We start from the raw sequence: 20,740 nt of genomic DNA, 5'->3' as shown, positions 1-20,740 counted from the left end.
GTTACGTCGGTTATGGCCCGAACAACCGGGCCGGGGGATCCGGATACCAGCAGGGAGCATTCATGGACAACATCGTCGTCGCCGATAAGCAATCCGAAGTCGCCACTCAGAGCGCCTGGGGCAATATCAACCTGAAGGGTCCAGGCGTCGTGCAGATGCCGGTGGCCCCCGACCAGATCGCCACGGTCACCCAGCGTGGCCAAGACTTGATCGTCACCCTGAAATCCGGTGAAAAAGTCACCATTGGCAACTTCTTCGCCGTGGACCAGGCCGGGGTCGGCAGCGACATTGTCTTCGTTGGCGAAGACGGCACCCTGTGGCATGCCCAGTACGATGCGGCGGCGTTCACCGGTTTCACCTTCGAGGATGTGGCTTCGCTGGACGAACTGGTCGCAGGTATCGGCACTGCCGGTAGTGCCATGCCGACCTGGGCGATTGCCGGGCTCAGCCTGCTCGGTGTCGGTGGTGCGGCAGCGGCAGCCGACGGGGGCGGTGGCGGTGGCGGCAGCAGTGGTGGTTCCGATCCTGACACCACCGCCCCGGCCACACCGATCGACCTGCTGGTCTCGCCGGATGGCCTGCGCCTGACCGGCCGGGGCGAAGCGGGCACCACGGTGAACATCCGTGACGCCGCGGGCAACCTCATCGGCACTGGCACCGTCGGCGCCGACGGCAGCTTCGACATCACCCTGAACCCGCCGCAGGTGAACAGCGAGAACCTTGAAGTCACCCTGACCGACGGCGCCGGCAATGTCTCGGCCCCCGGCACTGTCACCGCCCCCGACGTAACTGCCCCGGCAGCGCCGACCGACCTGGCCGTCAGTGCTGACGGTAGCGTGCTCACCGGCCGTGCCGAACCGGGTAGCACCGTGCGCATCGTCGGCGCCGATGGTACCGAACTGGGCACTGCGGTAGTCGGCCAGGACGGCCGGTTCAGCATCGACCTGGCGCCACCGCAAGTGGCCGGCGAAGTCTTGCAAGCCACTGCCAGCGATGCCGCTGGCAACACCTCCGCCGCCAGTTCCGTCACTGCCCCGGACATCGATGGCGGCGACACCACGCCACCGGATGCCCCGACCGACCTGGTGGTCGGCCTGGCCGGCAGCCAGCTCAGCGGGCGTGGCGAGGCTGGCACTACCGTGCAAGTGCGTGACGCTGCAGGCAACCTCATCGCAAGCGGTACCGTTGGCGCCGATGGCACCTTCGCCGTCACCCTGGCCCCTGCCGTGAAAGACGGCAGCACCTTGCAAGTCACCCTTACCGATGCCGCTGGCAATGTGTCGGCGCCAGGCTCGGTTGCCTCGACCGACCTGCTGCCGCCCGCCCAGCCCACCGAGCTGGCCCTGGCCGATGGCGTCACCTTCAGCGGCCGCGGCGAACCCGGCGCCACCGTGCAAGTGCGCGATGCGGCGGGCAATCTGGTCGGCACCGGTATCGTCGGTGCCGATGGCCTGTTCAGCCTCACCCTGTCCCCCGCCCAGGCCAATGGCGAAGCGCTGGACGTACGGCTGGTGGACGCGGCCGGCAATACTTCTGCGCCGCTGCAGTTCGATGCACCGGACATCACCCCGCCCACTGCCGTCAGTAATATCGTGGTGGGTGGTGATGGGCTGGCCCTGAGTGGGCGCGGCGAAGCCGGTGCCACCGTCGAGGTGCGCGATGCCAATGGCACGCTGATCGGCAGTGGCGTGGTAACGGCCAACGGCACCTTCCTCATCGAGCTCTCCCCGGCAGTGCAACCTGGCGAGCAACTGAGCCTGGTGCAGACCGACCCGAGCGGCAATGCCTCCGAGGCACTGCAGTTCGAAGTGCCGGTCACCACCGCGCCAGCCAGCCCGAGTGACCTGGTGTTCGCCGAGGATGGCAGCAGCATCAGCGGCACCGCGCCTGCCGGCAGCCGCGTCGAAGTGCATGATGCCAACGGCACGCTGATCGGCAGTGTGGTGGCCGGCGCCGATGGCAGCTTCACGGTCATCCTCAATCCAGCTCAGGCCAATGGCGAACTGCTGGATGTGGTAGCTATCGATGGCAGCGGCGCTTCGTCGCTGCCGGCGCAAATCACCGCGCCTGACATCACCCCACCGGTTGCCCCGAGCGAGCTTGTGATCAATGCCGACGGCAGCGTGGTCACCGGCCGTGCCGAACCGGGCAGCACCGTGCGCGTGCTGGCCGCCGACGGCACCACTGTGCTGGGTAGCGTGGTGGTTGGCGCTACCGGCAGCTTCAGCATCACCCTCGACCCGCCACAGGTGAATGGCGAGGTGCTGCAAGTCACCGCCACCGACACCGCCGGCAATGCTTCCACCGCCGGCAGCGTCACCGCGCCAGACATCGACGGTGGCGATACCACGCCACCGGATGCCGCCACCAACCTGGTCATCGGCCTGGCCGGCGCCCAGCTCAGCGGCCGCGGCGAAGCCGGGGCCAGCGTGCAGGTGCGCGATGCCCAAGGCAATGTGCTGGCCAATGGTACGGTCAACCCAGATGGCAGTTTCCAGATCACCCTCGTCCCGGCCGTCAAGGATGGCAGCACGCTGCAAGTGGTGCTGACCGATGCTGCCGGCAATGCTTCCACGCCGGCTTCGGTGGTTACCCCAGACCTGCAGGCGCCAACCCAGCCAACCGGCTTGGGCCTGGCAGACGGCGTTACCCTCACCGGTAGCGGCGAGCCAGGCGCGACCGTGCAGGTGCGTGATGCTGCGGGCAATTTGATCGGCAGCGGTCTGGTCAACGAAAATGGCAGCTTCAGCGTCACCCTGTCACCGGCCCAGGCCAACGGCGAAGTGCTCGATATCCGCCTGGTCGATGCCGCCGGCAACATTTCCAGCCCACTGCAGTTCGATGCACCGGACATCACCCCGCCCGCGGTCGTCAGCAACATTGTGGTCGGCGCCGATGGACTGGTTCTGGCCGGCCGTGGCGAGGCCGGTGCCACGGTCGAGGTGCGCGATGCCAATGGCACGCTGATCGGCACCGGCACAGTGACTGCGAACGGTACCTTCCTGCTCGACCTCGACCCGGCGGCACTGCCAGGCGAGCGGTTGAGCGTGGTGCAGACCGACCCGAGCGGCAATGCCTCCGAGGCCCTGACCTACGACGTGCCACTGGTGGCCACGCCCACCAGCCCGAGCGGCCTGGTGGTGGCCGAAGACGGCACCAGCATCAGCGGCTCGGCTCCCGCTGGCAGCCGCGTGGAAGTCCACGATGCCAATGGCACGTTGGTCGGCAGTATCGTGGTCGGCGCCGAAGGCACCTTCACCGTGGTGCTCAACCCAGCCCAGGCCAATGGCGAGTTGCTGGACGTGGTGGCCATCGATAGCAACGGCGCCTCGTCGCTGCCGGTACAAGTCACCGCACCGGACATCACCCCGCCGGTGGCGCCAAGCGACCTGGTAATCGCCGGCGATGGCACCGTCGTCAGTGGCCGCGCCGAGGCAGGCAGCACCGTACGTGTGCTGGCCGCCGATGGCACCACCGTGCTGGGTAGCGTGGTGGTGGGCGCCAGCGGTGCCTTCGAAATCACCCTCAGCCCGCCACAGGTAGCGGGCGAACAGCTGCAAGTCACCGCCACCGACGTTGCCGGTAACGCCTCGCAGGCCGGCACCGTCACCGCCCCCATCATCGACAACGGCGGCGACACCACGCCGCCGGAGCCGGCCACCAACCTGGTGATCAGCAACGACGGGCGTACGGTATCCGGCCGCGGCGAAGCAGGCGCGACCGTGGAAGTGCGTGATGACCAAGGCCAGGTGTTGGTCAGCGGCACCGTGCAAGCGGATGGCAGCTTCAATGTCACCCTGCCGACTCCGGTGATCGACGGCTCGTCCCTGCAAGTAACCCTGACCGATGCCGCTGGCAACGTGTCCACTCCAAGCCCGCTGACTACGCCCGACAATGTAGCGCCGCTGCAACCGACCGGCCTGGCGCTGGCCGATGGCCTGACCCTGACCGGTACGGCCGAAGCAGGTGCGCGGGTGGATGTGCGCGATGCCTCAGGCAACCTGATAGGCAGCGCCATCGCCGCACCGGACGGCAGCTTCAGCCTTACCTTGAACCCGGCACAAGCCAACGGCGAAACCGTGTCGGTCAGGGTGACCGATGCGGCGGGCAACAGCTCGGTACCGCTAAGCTACGCAACCCCGGATATCACCCCGCCAGCCATCGTCAGCAATGTCATCACTGGTGCTGGCAGCCAGGTCATTTCCGGCCGCGGCGAAGCCGGTGCCACGGTCGAAGTGCGCGATGCCGACGGCACCGTCATCGGTACCGGCACCGTCGCGGCAAATGGCACATTCCTGGTCAACCTCGACAGCCCGGTCACGGCGGGCGAAACCGTTGTGCTGGTGCAGACCGATGCCGCCGGCAACCCTTCGCCAGGCCTGACCGTCATCGTACCGGCCACCGCACTGCCTGACAGCCCGAGCGGCCTGGTCGTGTCTGCCGACGGCAGCGCTATCAGCGGTACGGCGCCAGCAGGCAGCCTGGTTGAAGTGCTTGACGACCAGGGCACGGTAATCGGCAGCATCCAGGTCGGCAACGATGGTACCTTCACCATCCCGCTCACGCCTGCCCAGGCCAACGGCGAGCTGTTGGATGTGGTGGCGATCGACGCCGATGGCAACAGCTCGCTGCCCACCCAGGTCAGTGCACCAGACATTACCCCGCCTAACGAAGCCACCGAGTTGCAACTGAGCAACGACGGCAGCGTTCTGACTGGCCGTGGCGAGCCGGGCACCACCGTACAGGTGGTGGATGCCCAGGGCAACGTGCTGGGCAATGCCCAAATCGGCGCCGACGGCGTGATCAGCGTGATACTCAACCCGGCGCAAACTGACGGCCAGGAACTGGATGTGGTCTTGCGCGACGCAGCCGGCAACAGCTCGACCGCGACCATCACCGCGCCTGACCTGGACGGCCCGCTGCAACCTTCGGGGCTGGCCATCGACACGGCGGGCATCCACCTCACCGGCCAGGGCCAGAGCGGCTCCACCGTTACCGTGCGCGATGCCGAAGGCAACGTCCTGGGCACCGCTACAGTGGGTGGCGACGGCCGCTTCGACGTTACCCTCAACGCGCCACAGCGCAATGGCGAAAGCCTGACCGTGGAAGCCACCGACAACTTGGGCAACAGTGCCGGGCCGGTGGACTTCACTGCACCAGACTTCACCCCACCGCAAGTGGTTACCAGCCCGACCATCGACGACACCGGCACCACCGTCACCGGCATCGGCGAGCCAGGCGCCACCGTCACCGTGCGTGGGCCGGACGGCAGCGTGCTGGGCAGCGTGGTGGTGGGCGCCGGCGGCGCATTCGAAATCACCCTCGATACACCACAGACCAACGGCCAGGCATTGACCGTGGAGCAACGTGACCCGACCGGCAACCTGTCGGCGGCTGTAGACCTTGCTGCGCCCGACACCGAGGCGCCGGGCATTCCAGGCGGCCTCACCCTTTCGGGCGACGGCACCACCCTGACCGGTACCGGCGAGCCTGGTGCCCAAGTAACCGTCACCGGCGCGGCTGGCGCCGTGGTAGGGACCGCCACCGTGCAGCCCGATGGCAGCTTCAGCGTGGCTATCGACCCGCCGCAGGTGAATGGCCAGACCCTGTCCGTTACCCAGGCAGACAATGCCGGCAACCCGTCGCCGGCCGACACCGTGACCGCGCCAGACCTTGAGGCACCACTGCCGGCCCAGGGCCTTGGCCTGAATGCGGAAGGCACGCTGCTCAGCGGCCAGGGCGAGGCTGGCAGCACCGTGGAAGTACGCAACGCCGCCGGCGATTTGCTGGGCACCATCGAAGTCAACGACGATGGCACCTTCGACGTGCCGATCGCGCCGGCCCAGACCAACGGTGAAACCTTGTCGGTGGTACTGATCGATGGCGGCGGTAACGCTTCGCCTTCGGCCAGCTTCACTGCTGACGACAGCACCGCACCCGCGGCACCGGCCGGCCTCACCATCACCCAGGGCGGCAACGCCATCCAGGGCACTGGTGAAGCCGGCAGCACCGTTGAAGTGCGCAACGCCGCTGGCGACCTGCTCGGCAGCGTGGTGGTGCCGGTGGGTGGCAACTTCACGGTACCGCTGGCGCCGGCACAGCTGGATGGCCAGGCGCTGGAAGTGACCCTGACCGACGCGGCGGGCAACCTCTCCGACGCCACCCCGATCACCGCACCCGACATCACCCCACCGGCACTGCCCACCGATGTGGCGGTCAGCGCAGACGGCACCGCCGTTACCGGCACTGCACCAGGTGCCAGCGCGGTCACCGTCACAGACGGCGCGGGCAACGTGGTCACCGCCCCGGTCAACCCGGACGGCAGTTTCAGCGTACCGCTGGACACTCCGCAGACCAACGGCGAGACCGTGACCGTAGTCGTCACCGATGCAGCCGGTAACGACTCCGCCCCGGTCACAACCACAGCCCCCGACACCACCGACCCGCAACCGGCCACGGATGTGACCGTGAGCCCGGACGGCGGCACTGTGGGCGGTACCGCCGAACCTGGCAGTACCGTGGTCGTGCGTGATGCCGACGGCAACCCTATCGGCAGCGGCACCACAGGCCCAGATGGCACGTTCGTAGTGCCGGTCGATCCACCCCTTGCCGCTGGCGACACCGGCACCGTGGAGGTCACCGATCCGGCGGGCAACACCTCCACTGAAGTGCCCGTTGCAGGCCCGACCGGCAACGAAGTGGCGACACCTGCCGCCCTGGCGATCAGTGCCGACGGCTTCCTGCTGACCGGTACCGGCACCATCGGCTCGCTGATCACCGTGACCTCCGGCGGTACCACCCTGGGCACCGCCACCGTCGGCAGCGACGGCACCTTCCGCGTGTTCTTCCAGAACGCCCAGCTCAATGCCCAGACCCTGCACGTCAGCGCCCGCGCCACGGCCGACGGCCAGCCATCGGTGCCGGCCACCGTCGTGGCCAGCGACACCACGGCGCCAGATGCACCGACCGCCAACCTCAGCACCAACGGCAGCACGCTGACCGGCCAGGGCGAGGTAGGGGCTACCGTACGGGTCACCGATACCCAGGGCACCCTGCTGGGTACCGGCACCGTCGGCAGCAACGGCCTGTACAGCATCACCCTGGCGCCCAATACGGCCAACGGCCAGAACCTGATCGTCACCCAGGCCGACGCCGCCGGTAACCAGTCGCTGGCAACCAGCGTGCAGACACCCGACCTGCTGGCACCGCTGGCCGCCAGCAACCTCAGCCTCAACAGTGCGGCCACTGTGCTCAGCGGCCAGGGCGAAGCCGGTGCCACCGTCACGGTTCGCGATGCCAGCGGCGCTATTCTGGCGACCGGCACTGTCAACCAAAGCGGCCAGTTCCAGATCACCCTGCCTAGCGCACAGACCACTGGCAGCCCCCTGCAAGTTACCCTCAGCGATGCAGCGGGCAACGTCTCCGGCCCCGCCAGCCTGGCCACGCCAGACCGTACACCGCCTGCGGCAATCACCAACCCAGTGCTGAGCCAGGACGGCCGGCAGCTGTCGGGTAGTGGCGAAGTCGGTGCAACGGTCCAGGTGCGCAATGCTGCGGGGGCTGTGCTTGGCACCGCCACAGTGGGTGCCGATGGCCGCTTCACGGTGACCTTCGATACACCGCAAGCCACCGGCCAGGCCATCGGCGTCACCCAAGTGGATGCCGCCGGCAACACCTCGCCAGCGATCAATGTGACCACTCCGGACCTGGCCCCGCCTGCGCCATTGACCAATGTGGTGCTGAACAACAACGGCCTGACCCTGACCGGCCTCGGCGAAGCCGGCGCCAGCGTCACCGTGCGCGGCCCGGACGGCACCATCATCGGTACCGGGCTGGTTGCGGCCAATGGCAGCTTTACCCTTACGCTCACCAGTGCCCAGCTCAACGCCCAGCAACTGAGCGTGACCCAGACCGACGCGGGCAACAACACTTCAACCGCCGTGGCGGTGACTGCACCGGACTTCACCCCGCCAGCCGCACCGTCCGCACTGGCGCTGGCCGGCACCGGGCTGCAACTGAGCGGTAACGCCGAAGCCGGCAGCACCGTGACCGTGCGCGATGCCAGCGGCAACGTGCTGGGCACCACGGTGGCCAGCAGCAACGGTACCTTCCAGGTCACCCTGGGCAGTGCCCAGACCAATGGCCAGACCCTGCAAGTAACCGCGACCGATGCAGCAGGCAACGTATCGCCCGCGACGCCTTACACCGCCACCGATACCACGCCGCCTGCGGCGGTAAGCAACCTGGCAGTCTCCGCCGACGGCGCTACCTTGATGGGCAATGGCGAAGCCGGTGCGACAGTCACCGTCCGGGCCCCGGACGGCACCGCGCTGGGCACAGCCACGGTCGCGGCCGACGGGCGCTTCAGCGTCACCCTGTCGCCGGCCGCGATCACCGGCGAAAGCCTGAGCGTGGTCCAGGCCGACGCATCACAAAACGTCTCGCCTGCGCAGAACGTCACCGCACCTGGCGCGCTCGCGCCCGCCACCCCGGACAACCTGGTGCTGGCGGCGGACGGCCTGTCGGTGACCGGTACCGCGACGGCGGGCAGCACGGTCAATGTATACGGCCCGAATGGCGTGCTGCTGGGCAGCAGCCCAGTGGCCAACGACGGCACCTTCACCGTCAACCTGGGCAGCGCACAGGCCAACGGCGAGGTCCTGGAAGTGAGCGCCACCGGCAGTGACGGCGCGGTTTCGCTGCCGGCGATGCTGCAGGCACCGGACACCACCGCACCGCAACCGCTGACCAACCTGGTGCTGTCCAACGATGGCCTGGTCCTCAGTGGTCGAGGTGAACCGGGGGCCACCGTTACCGTGATCGGTGAAGGCGGTATCGACCTGGGCACCGCCGTGGTCGACGCCAATGGCAACTTCAGCGCCAACCTGGGCAGCGCGCAGATCAACGGCGAACAGCTCAGCGCCGCGCAGGCCGACGCCGCCGGCAACGAGTCCAACAGTGTCAGCCTCACCGCGCCAGACCGTGTGGCGCCGGATGCTGCGCAAAACCTGGCGTTCGCCGGGGGTGGCAGCCTGCTCAATGGTAGCGGCGAGGCCGGGGCCAGTGTGCGGGTCCTGGCCGCCGATGGCAGCGTGCTCGGTACCGCGGTGGTACGTGCCGACGGCACCTTCCAGGTCGACCTCAACTCGCCGCAAGCCAACGGCCAGCAGGTGCAGGTGCTGCTGACCGATGCGGCTGGCAACCAGTCCGCTGCCAGCGCCATCACCGCGCCGGATTCCACGCCGCCTGCCGCACCAAGCGAGCTGGCGATATCGGGTGAAGGTGTGACCCTGACCGGCCGTGGTGAAGTCGGCGCGCTGGTGACTGTGACCGATTCGAGCGGCGCGCAGATCGGCAGTGCCACTGTCGATGCCAGCGGCCACTTCACCATTACCCTCAACCCGGCACTGGGCAACGCCGAACTGCTCAGCTTCACCCAGACCGACGCCGCCGGGAACGTGTCGGCAGTGGCCACCCTGCTGTCCCCGGACTTCACCCCGCCTGCTCCGCTGACCGAGGTCGTGATCAATGCCGATGGCAGCGTAGTCAGCGGCCTGGGCGAAGCCGGTGCAACCGTGATCGTGAGCGACGCCGCTGGCACCGTGCTGGGGACTGGCACAGTACTCGCCGACGGCAGTTTCCGCGTCGAGCTTACCCCCGCGCAAATCAACAACCAGGTGCTGTCGGTGCTGCAGGCTGACCCACCGGGCAACGTCAGCGAACCGGTCGACGTTCAGGCGCCGGATCTCACGCCCCCGGCTGCGGCGACCGAGTTGCGGCTCAATGCAGCAGGCGATGTGCTGGCGGGTACCGGCGAAGCGGGTACCACGGTGCGCGTGTACGTTGGCACGAGCGAGATCGGTAGCGCCACGGTTGCTCCGGACGGCACCTTCACGGTCAATCTGGACGCCGCCCAGCTCAATGGCCAGCTGTTGCAGGTAACCCTGACCGACGGCAGCAGCAACGTATCGCCGATCAGTACGGTCACGGCGGTGGACATCACGCCACCGGCAACCGTCATTGCCAGCATCAACGACAGCGGTACCCAGCTGATCGGTACTGCCGAGGCCGGCACTCGGGTCACCGTGATCAACAACAGTGGCGACCTGCTGGGCCAAGTTACGGTAGACCCGGACGGCACCTTCGTGGTCGACCTGAGCAGCCCGCAGATCAACGGCCAGCAACTCACCCTGATCGCCCAGGACGCCACCGGCAACCCATCGTCGCCACTGCTGGTAACTGCACCGGACCTGACACCACCGGTACAGCCCAGCAACCTGCTGCTGAATGCGGCCGGCACGTCGATGACCGGTACCGCCGAAGCCGGCAGCACCATCACTGTTCGCGGCCCGGACAACAGCATCGTGGGCCAGGTGGAAGTGGGCGCCAACGGCCAGTTCACCGTGCCGATCAGCCCGGCGCAGAACAACGGCCAGCTGCTCAGCGTGGTGTCCACCGACGATGCCGGCAACGCCTCGGTACCTGCGCCGTACCAAACCAACGACACCTCGGCACCCGAGCCGGTCACCAACCTGGCGATCAACGACACCTTCAACGTGCTGACCGGCAAGGGCGAGGCCAATGCGACGGTCACCGTCAGCCTCAACCAGACTGTGATCGGCACCGGCGTGGTCGATGCCGCAGGCAACTTCCAGATCACCCTGTCGCCGGCGGCGGGCTCGCTCGCCACCTTGGCAGTCACGCAGTCCGACGGTTTCAACACATCAGCGGTGACGACCTATGTGACGCCGCTGGTCGCACCGCCGGTACCACCGACCAACGTGATCCTGGACAGCGACGGCCTGACCTTGTCGGGTAATGCGCCAAGCGGTGTCGGTATCCGCGTGTACGACGCCGCAGGCAATCTGATCGGCACCGGTGGCGCAACGCTCAACGGCACCTTCTCGCTCACGCTTGACTCGGCACAGCTCAACGGCCAGCACCTCACGGTGACAGCCGTGGCGCTGGTGGGCGGCGAGTCGCAGCCCACCTTCGTGCAGGCAGCTGACATCACGCCACCGGCCAACCCGGTGGTGACCGCCCTGTCCACCAACGGCCTGGTGCTGAGCGGCACGGGTGAGGCCGGGGCCACGGTGACCGTGCGCGACGCCGGTGGCAACGTGCTCGGCAGCGGCCTGGTGAATGCCGGTGGCGTGTACTCCATCAACCTGAACGCCGCGCAGCTCAATGGCCAGGTACTGGCTGTGAGCCAGGCCGACGCTGCGGGCAACAACTCGGGCAGCACCAGTTACACTGCCACTGACCTACAGCCACCTGCCGCACCGGCCAACCTGGTCATCAACGGCACGGGCACGGTACTCACCGGGACCGGTGAAGCGGGCGCCACGGTCACCGTACAAGGCCCGAGCGGTCAGGTCGGTAGCGCAGTCGTGCAGGCCAACGGCACCTTCAGCATCACCCTGACTACCCCGCAAAACGACGGGCAACTACTGGTGGTACGCCAGTCCGATGCTGCCGGCAACCTGTCCGCCAGCACCAGCCTGACCGCACCCGACACCACGGCGCCAGCTGCACCGCTGGCTACCATCAACGCCAACGGCACCTCGGTCAGCGGTTCTGGGCAGGTGGGCAGCACGGTCACCGTGCGCAACAGCGCCGGTACCGTGCTGGGGACTGCGACAGTGGGCAGCAACGGCCTGTTCGTGGTCAGCCTGGCCGCCGCACAGATCGACAACCAGGCGCTCAGCGTCACCCTCACCGACAGCGCCGGCAACGTGTCTACCGGCACCGCACTGACCGCACCGGACCTGACCCCGCCTGCGGCAGCCGGCAACCTGGTGTTCAGCGCCGACGGCGGTACCCTGACCGGTACCGGCGAAGTGGGGGCCACGGTGACCGTGCGCAGTGCCAACGGTACCGTGCTGCAAACCGCCACCGTGCAGCAGAACGGCACCTTCACCGTGACCCTGAGCCCGCCGCAGGACAACGGCCAGATCCTTTCGGTGACCCTCGCCGACCCGCGCGGCAACGTGTCGGGCAACGTCAACGTCACCGCGCCGGATGTGGATGCCAACGCGCCGGTCGTCGCCAGCGACAACCTGGCGACAGCCACGGTCAACCTGGTGCCGGTCAGCGCCACCAAGACCTACACGGACAGCTTCACGACCCTGCTGTCGGGCTTCAGCAAGACCTACACCTGGACAGTGGCAGCAGGCACCACGGTTGACCCGACCCTGACGCTGACCACCAACAGTGTGCTGGCGCTGCTCAACAACTCGACATTCACGCTGCAGGTGAAAGACGCGACTGGCGCCTGGGTCACCATCGCCACCGGCAACACCCAGGGGCTGCTCGACCTGATCGTGCTGCCACTTGGGCTGCAGGTCGATATCGGCACCCTGCAAGCCGGTGACTACCGCCTGACAGTGGGCAGTGGCGGCATTGGCCTGATCACCCAGGTAGCCACCGCGCTGGACATCACGTCCACCAGCCTGACCCAGTTCACCGGCACCGGCACTGCCACCTCTGGCAACGTCATCACCGACGTGGGCACAGATGGCACCGTGGATGCGCGCGGCCCGGACAGCGGTGCCGTGCTGCAAGTGCTGAAAAACGGCAGCTACGTCGCCGCTGGCACTGCCACCACGGTGCAGGGCCTGTACGGCACACTGGTGATCCAGGGCGACGGCAGCTACACCTATACGCCGAACGGCAGCCCAGGCAGCGTCGGCAAGGTAGATGTGTTCAGCTACCAACTGGTGCACCCGAACGGCCTGTCTGATGCGGCCAACCTGTATGTGCGCATCGACAGCCCACAAGCCACGGAGATCTGGAGCGATACCAACTACGGGGCACCGGCCACGGTGGTCGACGCCGTAAACGATGTCGGCTTCAGTCAACTGACCCTGGCCAACCGCGTGGACACCAGCAGTACCACGCTGGGCTCGCTGACCTTGCCCTTGATCGGTACACGGCAAGCCACCTACACCACCACGGTGGCCGCCGACACCACGGCCAACCTGCAAGTGGTGGTCAACTCCACCAACCTGCTGAGCCTGCTCAACGGCACTACCATCGAACTGCTCAAGCTCAACCCGGCCACCGGCCAGTATGTACTGGTGCAGTCGGTGAACGGTGGTTCGTTGGTCAGCCTGCTGGGTGGCGGCGCGGGTTATACCTTCCAGAACCAAGGGGCTGGCACCTACCACGTGCGCGTCACTGCCGGCGGCATAGGCCTGGCCAGCTCGATCACCACCAGCGTCAACGCCACCACCACGCACCTGACCGAATTCGTGGTCAGTGGCGCAACGGCGGCCACCGGCAACCTGCTGACCGATGACAACATAGGTTCGGCACTGACCGTGCTGAGCGTCCTGACCGCTGCCAACACCTACACCATCCCGGGCTACAACGGCGTGACAGTGGCAGGCACCTACGGTTCGCTGCTGGTGCATGCCGACGGCAGCTACACCTATACGCTCAACGCCGGGCTCACCTCGGCGGCGGTGGGCCAGCATGACACCTTTACCTACGAGCTGACCCACCCCAACGGCACCACCGACACGGCAACGCTGACCATCAACCTGGACAACGCCGCCGGCCTCGTCACCACCACCTCGCTGCTGGCCGACACCAGTGACGAGTCGGTGGCGCTGGCCAGCGTGGCCGCTGCCAGCGACGTCATCGCCGGTACCGACGGCAACGACCACCTCGATGGCAGTCAGGGTGGCCACATCACCCTGGAAGGTGGTGCAGGCGACGACACGCTGGTGGTGGTCGACCAGAACTTCGCCAGTGTCGACGGGGGTACCGGCACCGACACACTGCTGTGGGGCGGCGGCGATGCCAGCATCGACCTGGGCAACCTGGCCGGCCGTGTGCATGACATCGAAATCATCGACCTCAACGACACCAGTTCGGTGGCGCTGACCCTCAATCTGGCGGACGTGGTGGCAATCACCGAAACCGGTACCGACACACTGATCATCAAGGGGGACGACAAGGACTCGGTGCACATGACGGACAGCTGGACCCTGGTCGGGAACCAAACCGCCGACGGGATCGACTATAACCAATACACGGCCCAGGAGGATCCAAGCCACCACCTGTGGGTACAGAACGGTATCCACGTTGTCTGAGGCCGCCGCAAACCCGCCGGGCCCACGCCCGGCGGCATGGACGACCAGCAGTAAGGGAACTATGTGAAGCGAAGCAGTCCGCTGTCACCGCTGTTGCTGGGAGCCTTCGGGCTCGTGGCGCTGAATTTCCACCCGGCTGCCCAGGCAGCCGATGATATAGACCCTCAACTGCGCCAGATCGGGCCATCGCTGTTACGCGATGCGCCCGAGGCGGTGCCTGCCCGGCCGCCGAGCGGCATGGCCCCGGTGGCCAGTGGCGAACGCCTCGGGTTGACAGACGCGGTGCTGCAGGCCGCGCAATGGCACCCAAGCATCGCCGAAGCCATCGGCAACCTGTACAAGCAGGGCGAAGGCATCAACGTCGCCCGCGCGGGTTACTACCCGCAGATTTCCGGCGGTATCCGCACCGGTTACGACACCGGTTATGGCGGCGACCGCAACAGCCAGGCCCTTAACCTGTCGCTCAAGCAGATGCTCTACGACTTCGGCAAGGTCGACAGCGCCGTCAGCGCGGCTCAGGCTGCCGCTGCCCGCGCCCAGGCCAATATCCTGCTGGTGGTCGATGACCTGGCCCGTGATACCGCCTATGCCTGGATCGAAACCCGCCGCTACGAACAACTGATGACCATCGCCCGTGACCAGATCCGCGGGGTCGGTGACATTGCCGGCATGGCGCGCCAGCGGAGCGACATGGGCGCCAGTACCCGTTCCGATGTGGTGCAGGCTGAGTCTCGCGTGGAAAGCGCCCGCGCCACGCTGGAGGAGTACCAGTCGCAATACGAGCGCTGGCGCTCGACCCTGGCTGCGCTGATGGGGCGCGTCACCCCGCCGGCCCTGGCCGAGGGCACGCCCAACGAACTGAACCAGGCCTGCAAACGCCCCGCACAGGGCGGTGACCGCCTGCCGGCGGTGCTGATGGCCCTGGCCCAACGCGCCCAAGGCCAGGCGGAACTGGCCCAGGCCAAGGCCGAGGCCTACCCCACCTTGTCGTTGCAACCGCAGGTCAACCACTACCTGGACGACGACTACAACCGCGACAACGCCAGGCTGGACCGTACCCAGGCAGGCATCTACCTGAACGTCGAAGTGCCCATTTACCAGGGCGGTGCCATCAGCGCCCGAAGCCGCGCCGCTGGCCATGCCCTGACCGCGGCCGACTCCGCCGAGGACGCCGCCCGCCTGCAGGCTCGCCGCGGCCTGGCCGAGGCCGTGGCACAAACCTCCGGGCTGGGTCGACGACTGAGCTCGCTGGAAGCGCGCCAGGTCAGCATTCAGGAAGCACGCATGCTTTACGGCCGCCAATACCTGGACCTGGGCACCCGGCCACTGCTCGACCTGCTCAACGCCGAGCAGGAGATCTATCAGTCTCGCTTCGAACTTGCCGGCACCCGCTCCGATCTGCTGCGCCTGGATGTCGACTGCCTGTACAACACCGGCGCCCTGCGCACGGCCTTTGGCCTTGAGGGGCGCAACCTGCAAGGTGTGGAGATCCTGCCATGAGCGATTCGATCAATGTGACCCTGCCCAACCAGGCTCCTGCTGCCGCCGCAGACCAAGCCCACCGGCCAGATCTCGGGCCATGGCTGGAAGTGATGCTGCAGGTCGCGCACCACTACCGCCTGGATGTATCGCCCCAGCGCATTCGCCTGGCCGCTGTCGAAGATGCCCGACCGCTCGACGAAATTCTCCGGCACATGGCCCGCCAGGCTGGGCTGGCCCTGCGCTTCGTGCGCTTCGATGCCAAGGGCCTGCGGCAGTGGCGCACGCCGCTGGTGCTGGAGCTGGACGATGGCCAGCTGGCTGTGGTCGAGTCAGTCACCGAGGAAGACGACCTGGCAGTGGTGTTTGCCGGTGACCAAGGCCTGACCTCGCGCCTGCCCCGCGACACCCTCAAGGGCCGCATCAACCGCGTTGCCCTGCTGCGCCCGGCACGGCCACTGCGCGACGTGCGTACCGACGACTACACCGCACCTTACGACCGCCACTGGTTCGCCCGTATCGTGCTGCGCGACTTGCGCCCGTACGGCCAGGTGATGGTGGCCTCACTGGTGGCCAACGTGCTGGCGCTGGCCGGGGTGCTGTTCTCGATGCAGGTGTACGACCGGGTGATCCCGGCGGAATCGCTGCCGACCCTGTACGTGCTGTTTGGCGGTGTCGTGCTGGCGCTGGTGTTCGACTTCAGCATGCGCCTGCTGCGGTTGAAAGTGAGCGACCTGCTTGGCAAGCGCGCCGACCTGCGGGTAAGTGACCTGGTCTACGGCCATGCCCTGCGTCTGCGCAACTCGGTACGACCGAAGTCCACCGGCTCGTTCATCTCGCAACTGCGTGAGCTGGAGTCGATCCGCGATCTGATCACGTCCAGCACCGCCACGGCGCTGGCCGACCTGCCGTTCTTCCTGCTGTTCCTGTTCGTGTTCTGGCTGATTGGCGGTGTGCTGGTGTTCATCCCGCTGGTCGCGCTGCTGGCCATGGTCTTGCCAGGCTTGCTGGCGCAACGGCGCCTGGCGCGGCTGGCCAATGCCTCGATGCGCGAATCGGCGCTGCGCAATGCCATGCTGGTGGAAAGCATCCAAGGCCTGGACGAGATCAAGGCACTGCAGGCCGAAGCACGCTTCGAGCGCCAGTGGAACCAGTACAACGCCGCCTGTGCCCATACCAACCTGCGCCTGCGCACCCTCACCAACGGCCTGGTAACGTGGACCCAGAACGTTCAGGGGGCGGTGTTCGCCGTGGTCATCGTGGTTGGCGCCCCCATGGTAATCGCCGGCGACCTCACCACCGGTAGCCTGGTGGCGGCGTCGATGCTTTCATCGCGAATGATGGCGCCGCTGGCCCAGCTGACCCATGTCCTGACCCGCTGGCAACAGGCCAAGGTAGCGCTGCAAGGCCTGGACAAGCTGATGCAGTCGCCGGTCGACCACCCTGAAGGCGAAGCCCGCGTGCACCTGCCGGCCATCCGCGGCGAGTACCGGCTGCGCCAGGCCAACTTCCGCTACAGCGAAGAGTCCCCGCCGGTGCTGAACATCGGCCAGCTGGATATTCAGCCTGGCGAGCGCATTGCCGTGCTCGGGCGCAACGGCGCCGGCAAATCCACCCTGCTGCAAGCGCTGGGCGGGGCCATGGACCTGGTCCAGGGTGAAGTCAGCCTGGACGGCATCGCCATGGCCCACCTCGATCCTGCCGACCTGCGTCGCGACGTCGGCCTGCTGCCGCAATACGCACGGCTGTTCCACGGCACCCTGCGGGAAAACCTCACCCTCGGCGCCGGCCAGGCCAGCGACCAGGAACTGGTGGCCGCGCTGGCCGCCACTGGCGCACTGGACTTCGTCCGCCGCCTGCCCAAGGGGATGGACCACCTGATCCTTGAAGGCGGCCTGGGCCTGTCCGGCGGTCAGCGCCAGGCGCTGGTGCTGTCCCGCCTGCTAGTGCGCCAGCCGCAGGTCCTGCTGCTGGACGAACCGACCGCATCGCTGGACGACATGACCGAGCGCAAGCTGCTGGATAACCTTGAGCGCTTCTGCCAGGGCCGCACCCTGGTGATTGCTACTCACCGCCTGAGCGTGCTGCAACGGGTCGACCGCATTCTGGTACTCGATGGCGGGCGCATCGTCATCGATGACACACGCGATGCCGCACTGGCCAAACTGCAAGGAGCGCAGGCATGAGCAACCATGAACTCCCGGCCTCCTACCTGGACGGCCAGGACGACCAGGCGGTATTCCGCGCCAGTCGTATCATCACCCTGTGCGCGCTGATGCTGGCGGCGTTCGTGGCCTGGGCAGCCTGGTTCGAGGTCACGGAGGTCTCCACCGGCACCGGCAAGGTCATCCCAAGCTCACGGGAGCAGGTGATCCAGTCGTTCGAGGGCGGCATCGTCGCGCAGATGAGCGTGGCCGAGGGCGACCTGGTCGAGCGCGGCCAGATCCTGGCCCAGCTCGACCCAACCAAGACTGCCTCCAGCGTGGGTGAAAGCGAGGCCAAGTACCGCGCGGCCAAGGCCAGCCAGGCGCGCCTGCAGGCCGAGGTAACCGGCAAGCCACTGACCTTCCCAGCCAGCCTGCGCGACTCGCCCGAGCTGATCGACGCCGAAACCGCCCTGTACCAGACCCGCCGCCGCGGCCTGGAACAGACCCTGGCAGGGATCGAGGACTCACTGCAACTGGTGCGCAGCGAGCTGAAGATCACCGAGAACCTGGCCAAGATGGGCGCCTCGAGCCGGGTCGAGGTGATCCGCCTGAACCGCCAGCGTTCAGAGCTGGAGCTCAAGGCCAACGAGGCGCGCTCCGACTACCTGGTGCGAGCCCGGGAAGAACTGGCCAAGGCCAGCGCCGAGGCCGACAGCTTGTCGGAGGTGGTCCGCGGGCGCAGCGACTCGCTTACCCGCCTGACCTTGCGCTCGCCGGTCCGCGGCATCGTCAAGGACATCGAGGTCAATACCTTGGGCGGCGTGGTGCAACCCGGTGGCCAGGTGATGAAGATCGTACCGATGGATGAGCGCCTGCTGATCGAAACCCGTATCGCCCCACGCGACATCGCCTTCATCCACCCGGACCAGGCGGCCAAGGTCAAGATCAGCGCCTATGACTACTCGGTCTATGGTGGGCTGGATGGCAAGGTGGTGGGGATCTCGCCGGATACCTTGCAGGATGAGGTGAAACCAGAGATCTATTACTACCGGGTGTTCATCCGCACCGAACAGGACAGCTTGCAGAACAAGGCCGGCAAGCACTTCGCGATCGTGCCAGGGATGATTGCCACGGTGGATATCCGTACCGGCGAGAAGACCATCCTCGATTACCTGATCAAACCGCTGAACCGAGCCAGGGAGGCACTGCGCGAACGGTAGGGCATGACGGAAGATTTGCGCTGCCAGTGAGATCGAGCGCCGCGCGGGCGGCGCTCGGTCTCACTGGCAACACAAAAACCAAGGCGACCCCACCCACTGCCATCAATACCCTAAAGCCAGCCGCCAAAGCGCCGATAACGGGTTATCCCCTGTTCCCCACCGAAGGTCACCATGGCCACGCAAAAAGCCCGCGCGGACTCGCTTTCGCTGCTGCTGTTCACCCTGCGCAGCGGCAAGTTGATGGCTATCAACCTGCTCAAGGTCAGCGAAATCATCCCCTGCCCGCCGCTGACCAAACTGCCGGAATCGCACCCCAACGTGAAAGGCGTTGCGACCTTGCGTGGCCATTCGCTGTCGGTCATCGACCTGTCTCGCGCCATTGGCGAGCGGCCGCTCGAAGACCCGCAGGGCGGCTGCCTGATCGTCACCGAGATCAGCCGCTCGCGCCAGGGCCTGCACGTGCAGGCGGTCAGCCGCATCGTGCATTGCCTGAGCACCGACATCAAACCGCCGCCCTACGCGTCGGGCAACCGCTCCTTCATCACAGGCGTAACCCGCGTCGACAACACCCTGGTGCAGGTGCTGGACATCGAGAAAGTCATCCACGCCATCGCCCCGCCCGTGGCCGAACCACCCCACGGTACCTTGAGCGAGGAAGACGCCAGCCTGTTGGCGGCCGCCAACATCCTTGTCGTAGACGACAGCCAGGTGGCCCTGCAACAGTCAGTGCATACCTTGCGCAACCTCGGCATCGAGTGCCACACCGCGCGCAGCGCCAAGGACGCAATCAACGTTCTGCTTGAGCTGCAAGGCACCGCCCAGGAGATCAACGTGATCGTCTCCGACATCGAAATGAGCGAGATGGACGGCTACGCCTTCACCCGTACCCTGCGGGAAACCCCCGACTTCCACCACCTGTACGTGCTGTTGCACACCTCGCTGGACAGCGCCATGAGCAGCGAGAAAGCGACCCAGGCCGGGGCCAATGCCATCCTTACCAAGTTCTCTTCGCCAGAGCTGACCGATTGTCTGGTGGTGGCCGCGCGTACCGTGGTGTTCGCCGAGCGCTGATATATTCAGCGACAAACTCCCCGGCTTGCCGTCGGGGGGGAGTCGGGCATAATTCTCGCCCCTCGCAAGCAATTTGCCGGAATCGCGTATGAAGTTTCTCAGCTCCATTTTGATCGGCTGCGCCCTCTTCAGCGGCCTTGCCCAGGCCTCCAGCAGCCAGGCCTGGAACGAGCAGCGCCAACAGATGCTCAAGGCCTGCCTGGCCGCCAGCCAGTTCAAGAACGCCCACGCCCGCGGCAAGCCCGTGGAATTCGATGACCAGGTGGGCATGAGTGCCTTGCTGATCGAGGGCGTCTACCCACAGAAGCACATGAAGCAGCGCACCGGCACCGAACTGTGCCTGTACGACCGCCAACAGCAACGGGCCTTTGTCAGTGAATGGAGCCCGGAGGCCAAGTGACCGACGGCCCGGGCATGCCGCTGGAGCAGCGTGAGCATGTGTTGCGCCGCTCGTACCGAGCTCACTGCGGCAACGACGAAGCGCGTGTCGGTGACCTTTGTCGCCTTCACCCCTGGGCCTTGCCGCAACCTCGACGACAACGACCTGTGCATCATCTATGAACAGCGGCCGTTCGTCTGCCGCACCTAGCCTGTAGAAATCAACCTGCATATCCCGCTGCGGCCGGAGAACTGAAACTGACACGCCTGTCAGCCAGCAGTCACGCTGCCGACCCGGTTCGGCGGCTATAAGATTGAATACTGACCACCGTTCCCACCCCACTGG

The 20,740-nt window shown here is 66.8% G+C and carries 6 protein-coding genes and 1 pseudogene; all 7 read left to right on the top strand.

The genetic code is table 11. The features are described 5' to 3' along the window. Positions 1-62: 62 nt before the first annotated feature. Positions 63-14,099, top strand: a complete 14,037-nt coding sequence (locus tag E8E68_RS20070) for a BapA/Bap/LapF family large adhesin (protein WP_280344096.1) — start codon at positions 63-65, stop codon at positions 14,097-14,099. 63 nt (positions 14,100-14,162) lie between these two features. Further along, complete coding sequence (locus E8E68_RS20065) at positions 14,163-15,599, top strand: TolC family outer membrane protein (protein ID WP_280344094.1); 1,437 nt, start codon at positions 14,163-14,165, stop codon at positions 15,597-15,599. Continuing rightward, positions 15,596-17,764: a type I secretion system permease/ATPase gene (locus E8E68_RS20060; protein ID WP_266028545.1), complete on the top strand. Its 2,169-nt coding sequence runs from the start codon at positions 15,596-15,598 to the stop codon at positions 17,762-17,764. The genes E8E68_RS20065 and E8E68_RS20060 overlap by 4 nt, the downstream gene beginning before the upstream one ends. Continuing rightward, positions 17,761-18,945: an HlyD family type I secretion periplasmic adaptor subunit gene (locus E8E68_RS20055; protein WP_266028546.1), complete on the top strand. Its 1,185-nt coding sequence runs from the start codon at positions 17,761-17,763 to the stop codon at positions 18,943-18,945. Before E8E68_RS20060 ends, E8E68_RS20055 begins: the two co-directional genes overlap by 4 nt. 171 nt (positions 18,946-19,116) lie before the next feature. Next, entirely contained in the window at positions 19,117-20,016 is a 900-nt protein-coding gene (locus E8E68_RS20050) for a chemotaxis protein (protein ID WP_266028547.1), read from the top strand. Between the two features lie 88 nt (positions 20,017-20,104). After that, complete coding sequence (locus E8E68_RS20045) at positions 20,105-20,416, top strand: hypothetical protein (RefSeq protein ID WP_266028548.1); 312 nt, start codon at positions 20,105-20,107, stop codon at positions 20,414-20,416. After that, positions 20,413-20,602 (top strand): annotated as a pseudogene (locus tag E8E68_RS20040) (YkgJ family cysteine cluster protein); the annotation flags it as partial. The gene E8E68_RS20045 and the pseudogene E8E68_RS20040, both read left to right, overlap by 4 nt. Positions 20,603-20,740 lie beyond the last annotated feature (138 nt).

This window comes from Pseudomonas sp. BN607 (genome assembly GCF_029871175.1).
Lineage (GTDB): Bacteria > Pseudomonadota > Gammaproteobacteria > Pseudomonadales > Pseudomonadaceae > Aquipseudomonas.
The sequence above is the reverse complement of the archived record's forward strand: the minus strand, read 5'-3'. Positions and strand labels throughout refer to the sequence as shown.

Coding starts and splice junctions, on each gene's coding strand:
- E8E68_RS20070 (WP_280344096.1), top strand. CDS start 63: ATGGACAACATCGTCGTCGCCGATAAGCAATCCGAAGTCGCCACTCAG.
- E8E68_RS20045 (WP_266028548.1), top strand. CDS start 20,105: ATGAAGTTTCTCAGCTCCATTTTGATCGGCTGCGCCCTCTTCAGCGGC.
- E8E68_RS20050 (WP_266028547.1), top strand. CDS start 19,117: ATGGCCACGCAAAAAGCCCGCGCGGACTCGCTTTCGCTGCTGCTGTTC.
- E8E68_RS20060 (WP_266028545.1), top strand. CDS start 15,596: ATGAGCGATTCGATCAATGTGACCCTGCCCAACCAGGCTCCTGCTGCC.
- E8E68_RS20055 (WP_266028546.1), top strand. CDS start 17,761: ATGAGCAACCATGAACTCCCGGCCTCCTACCTGGACGGCCAGGACGAC.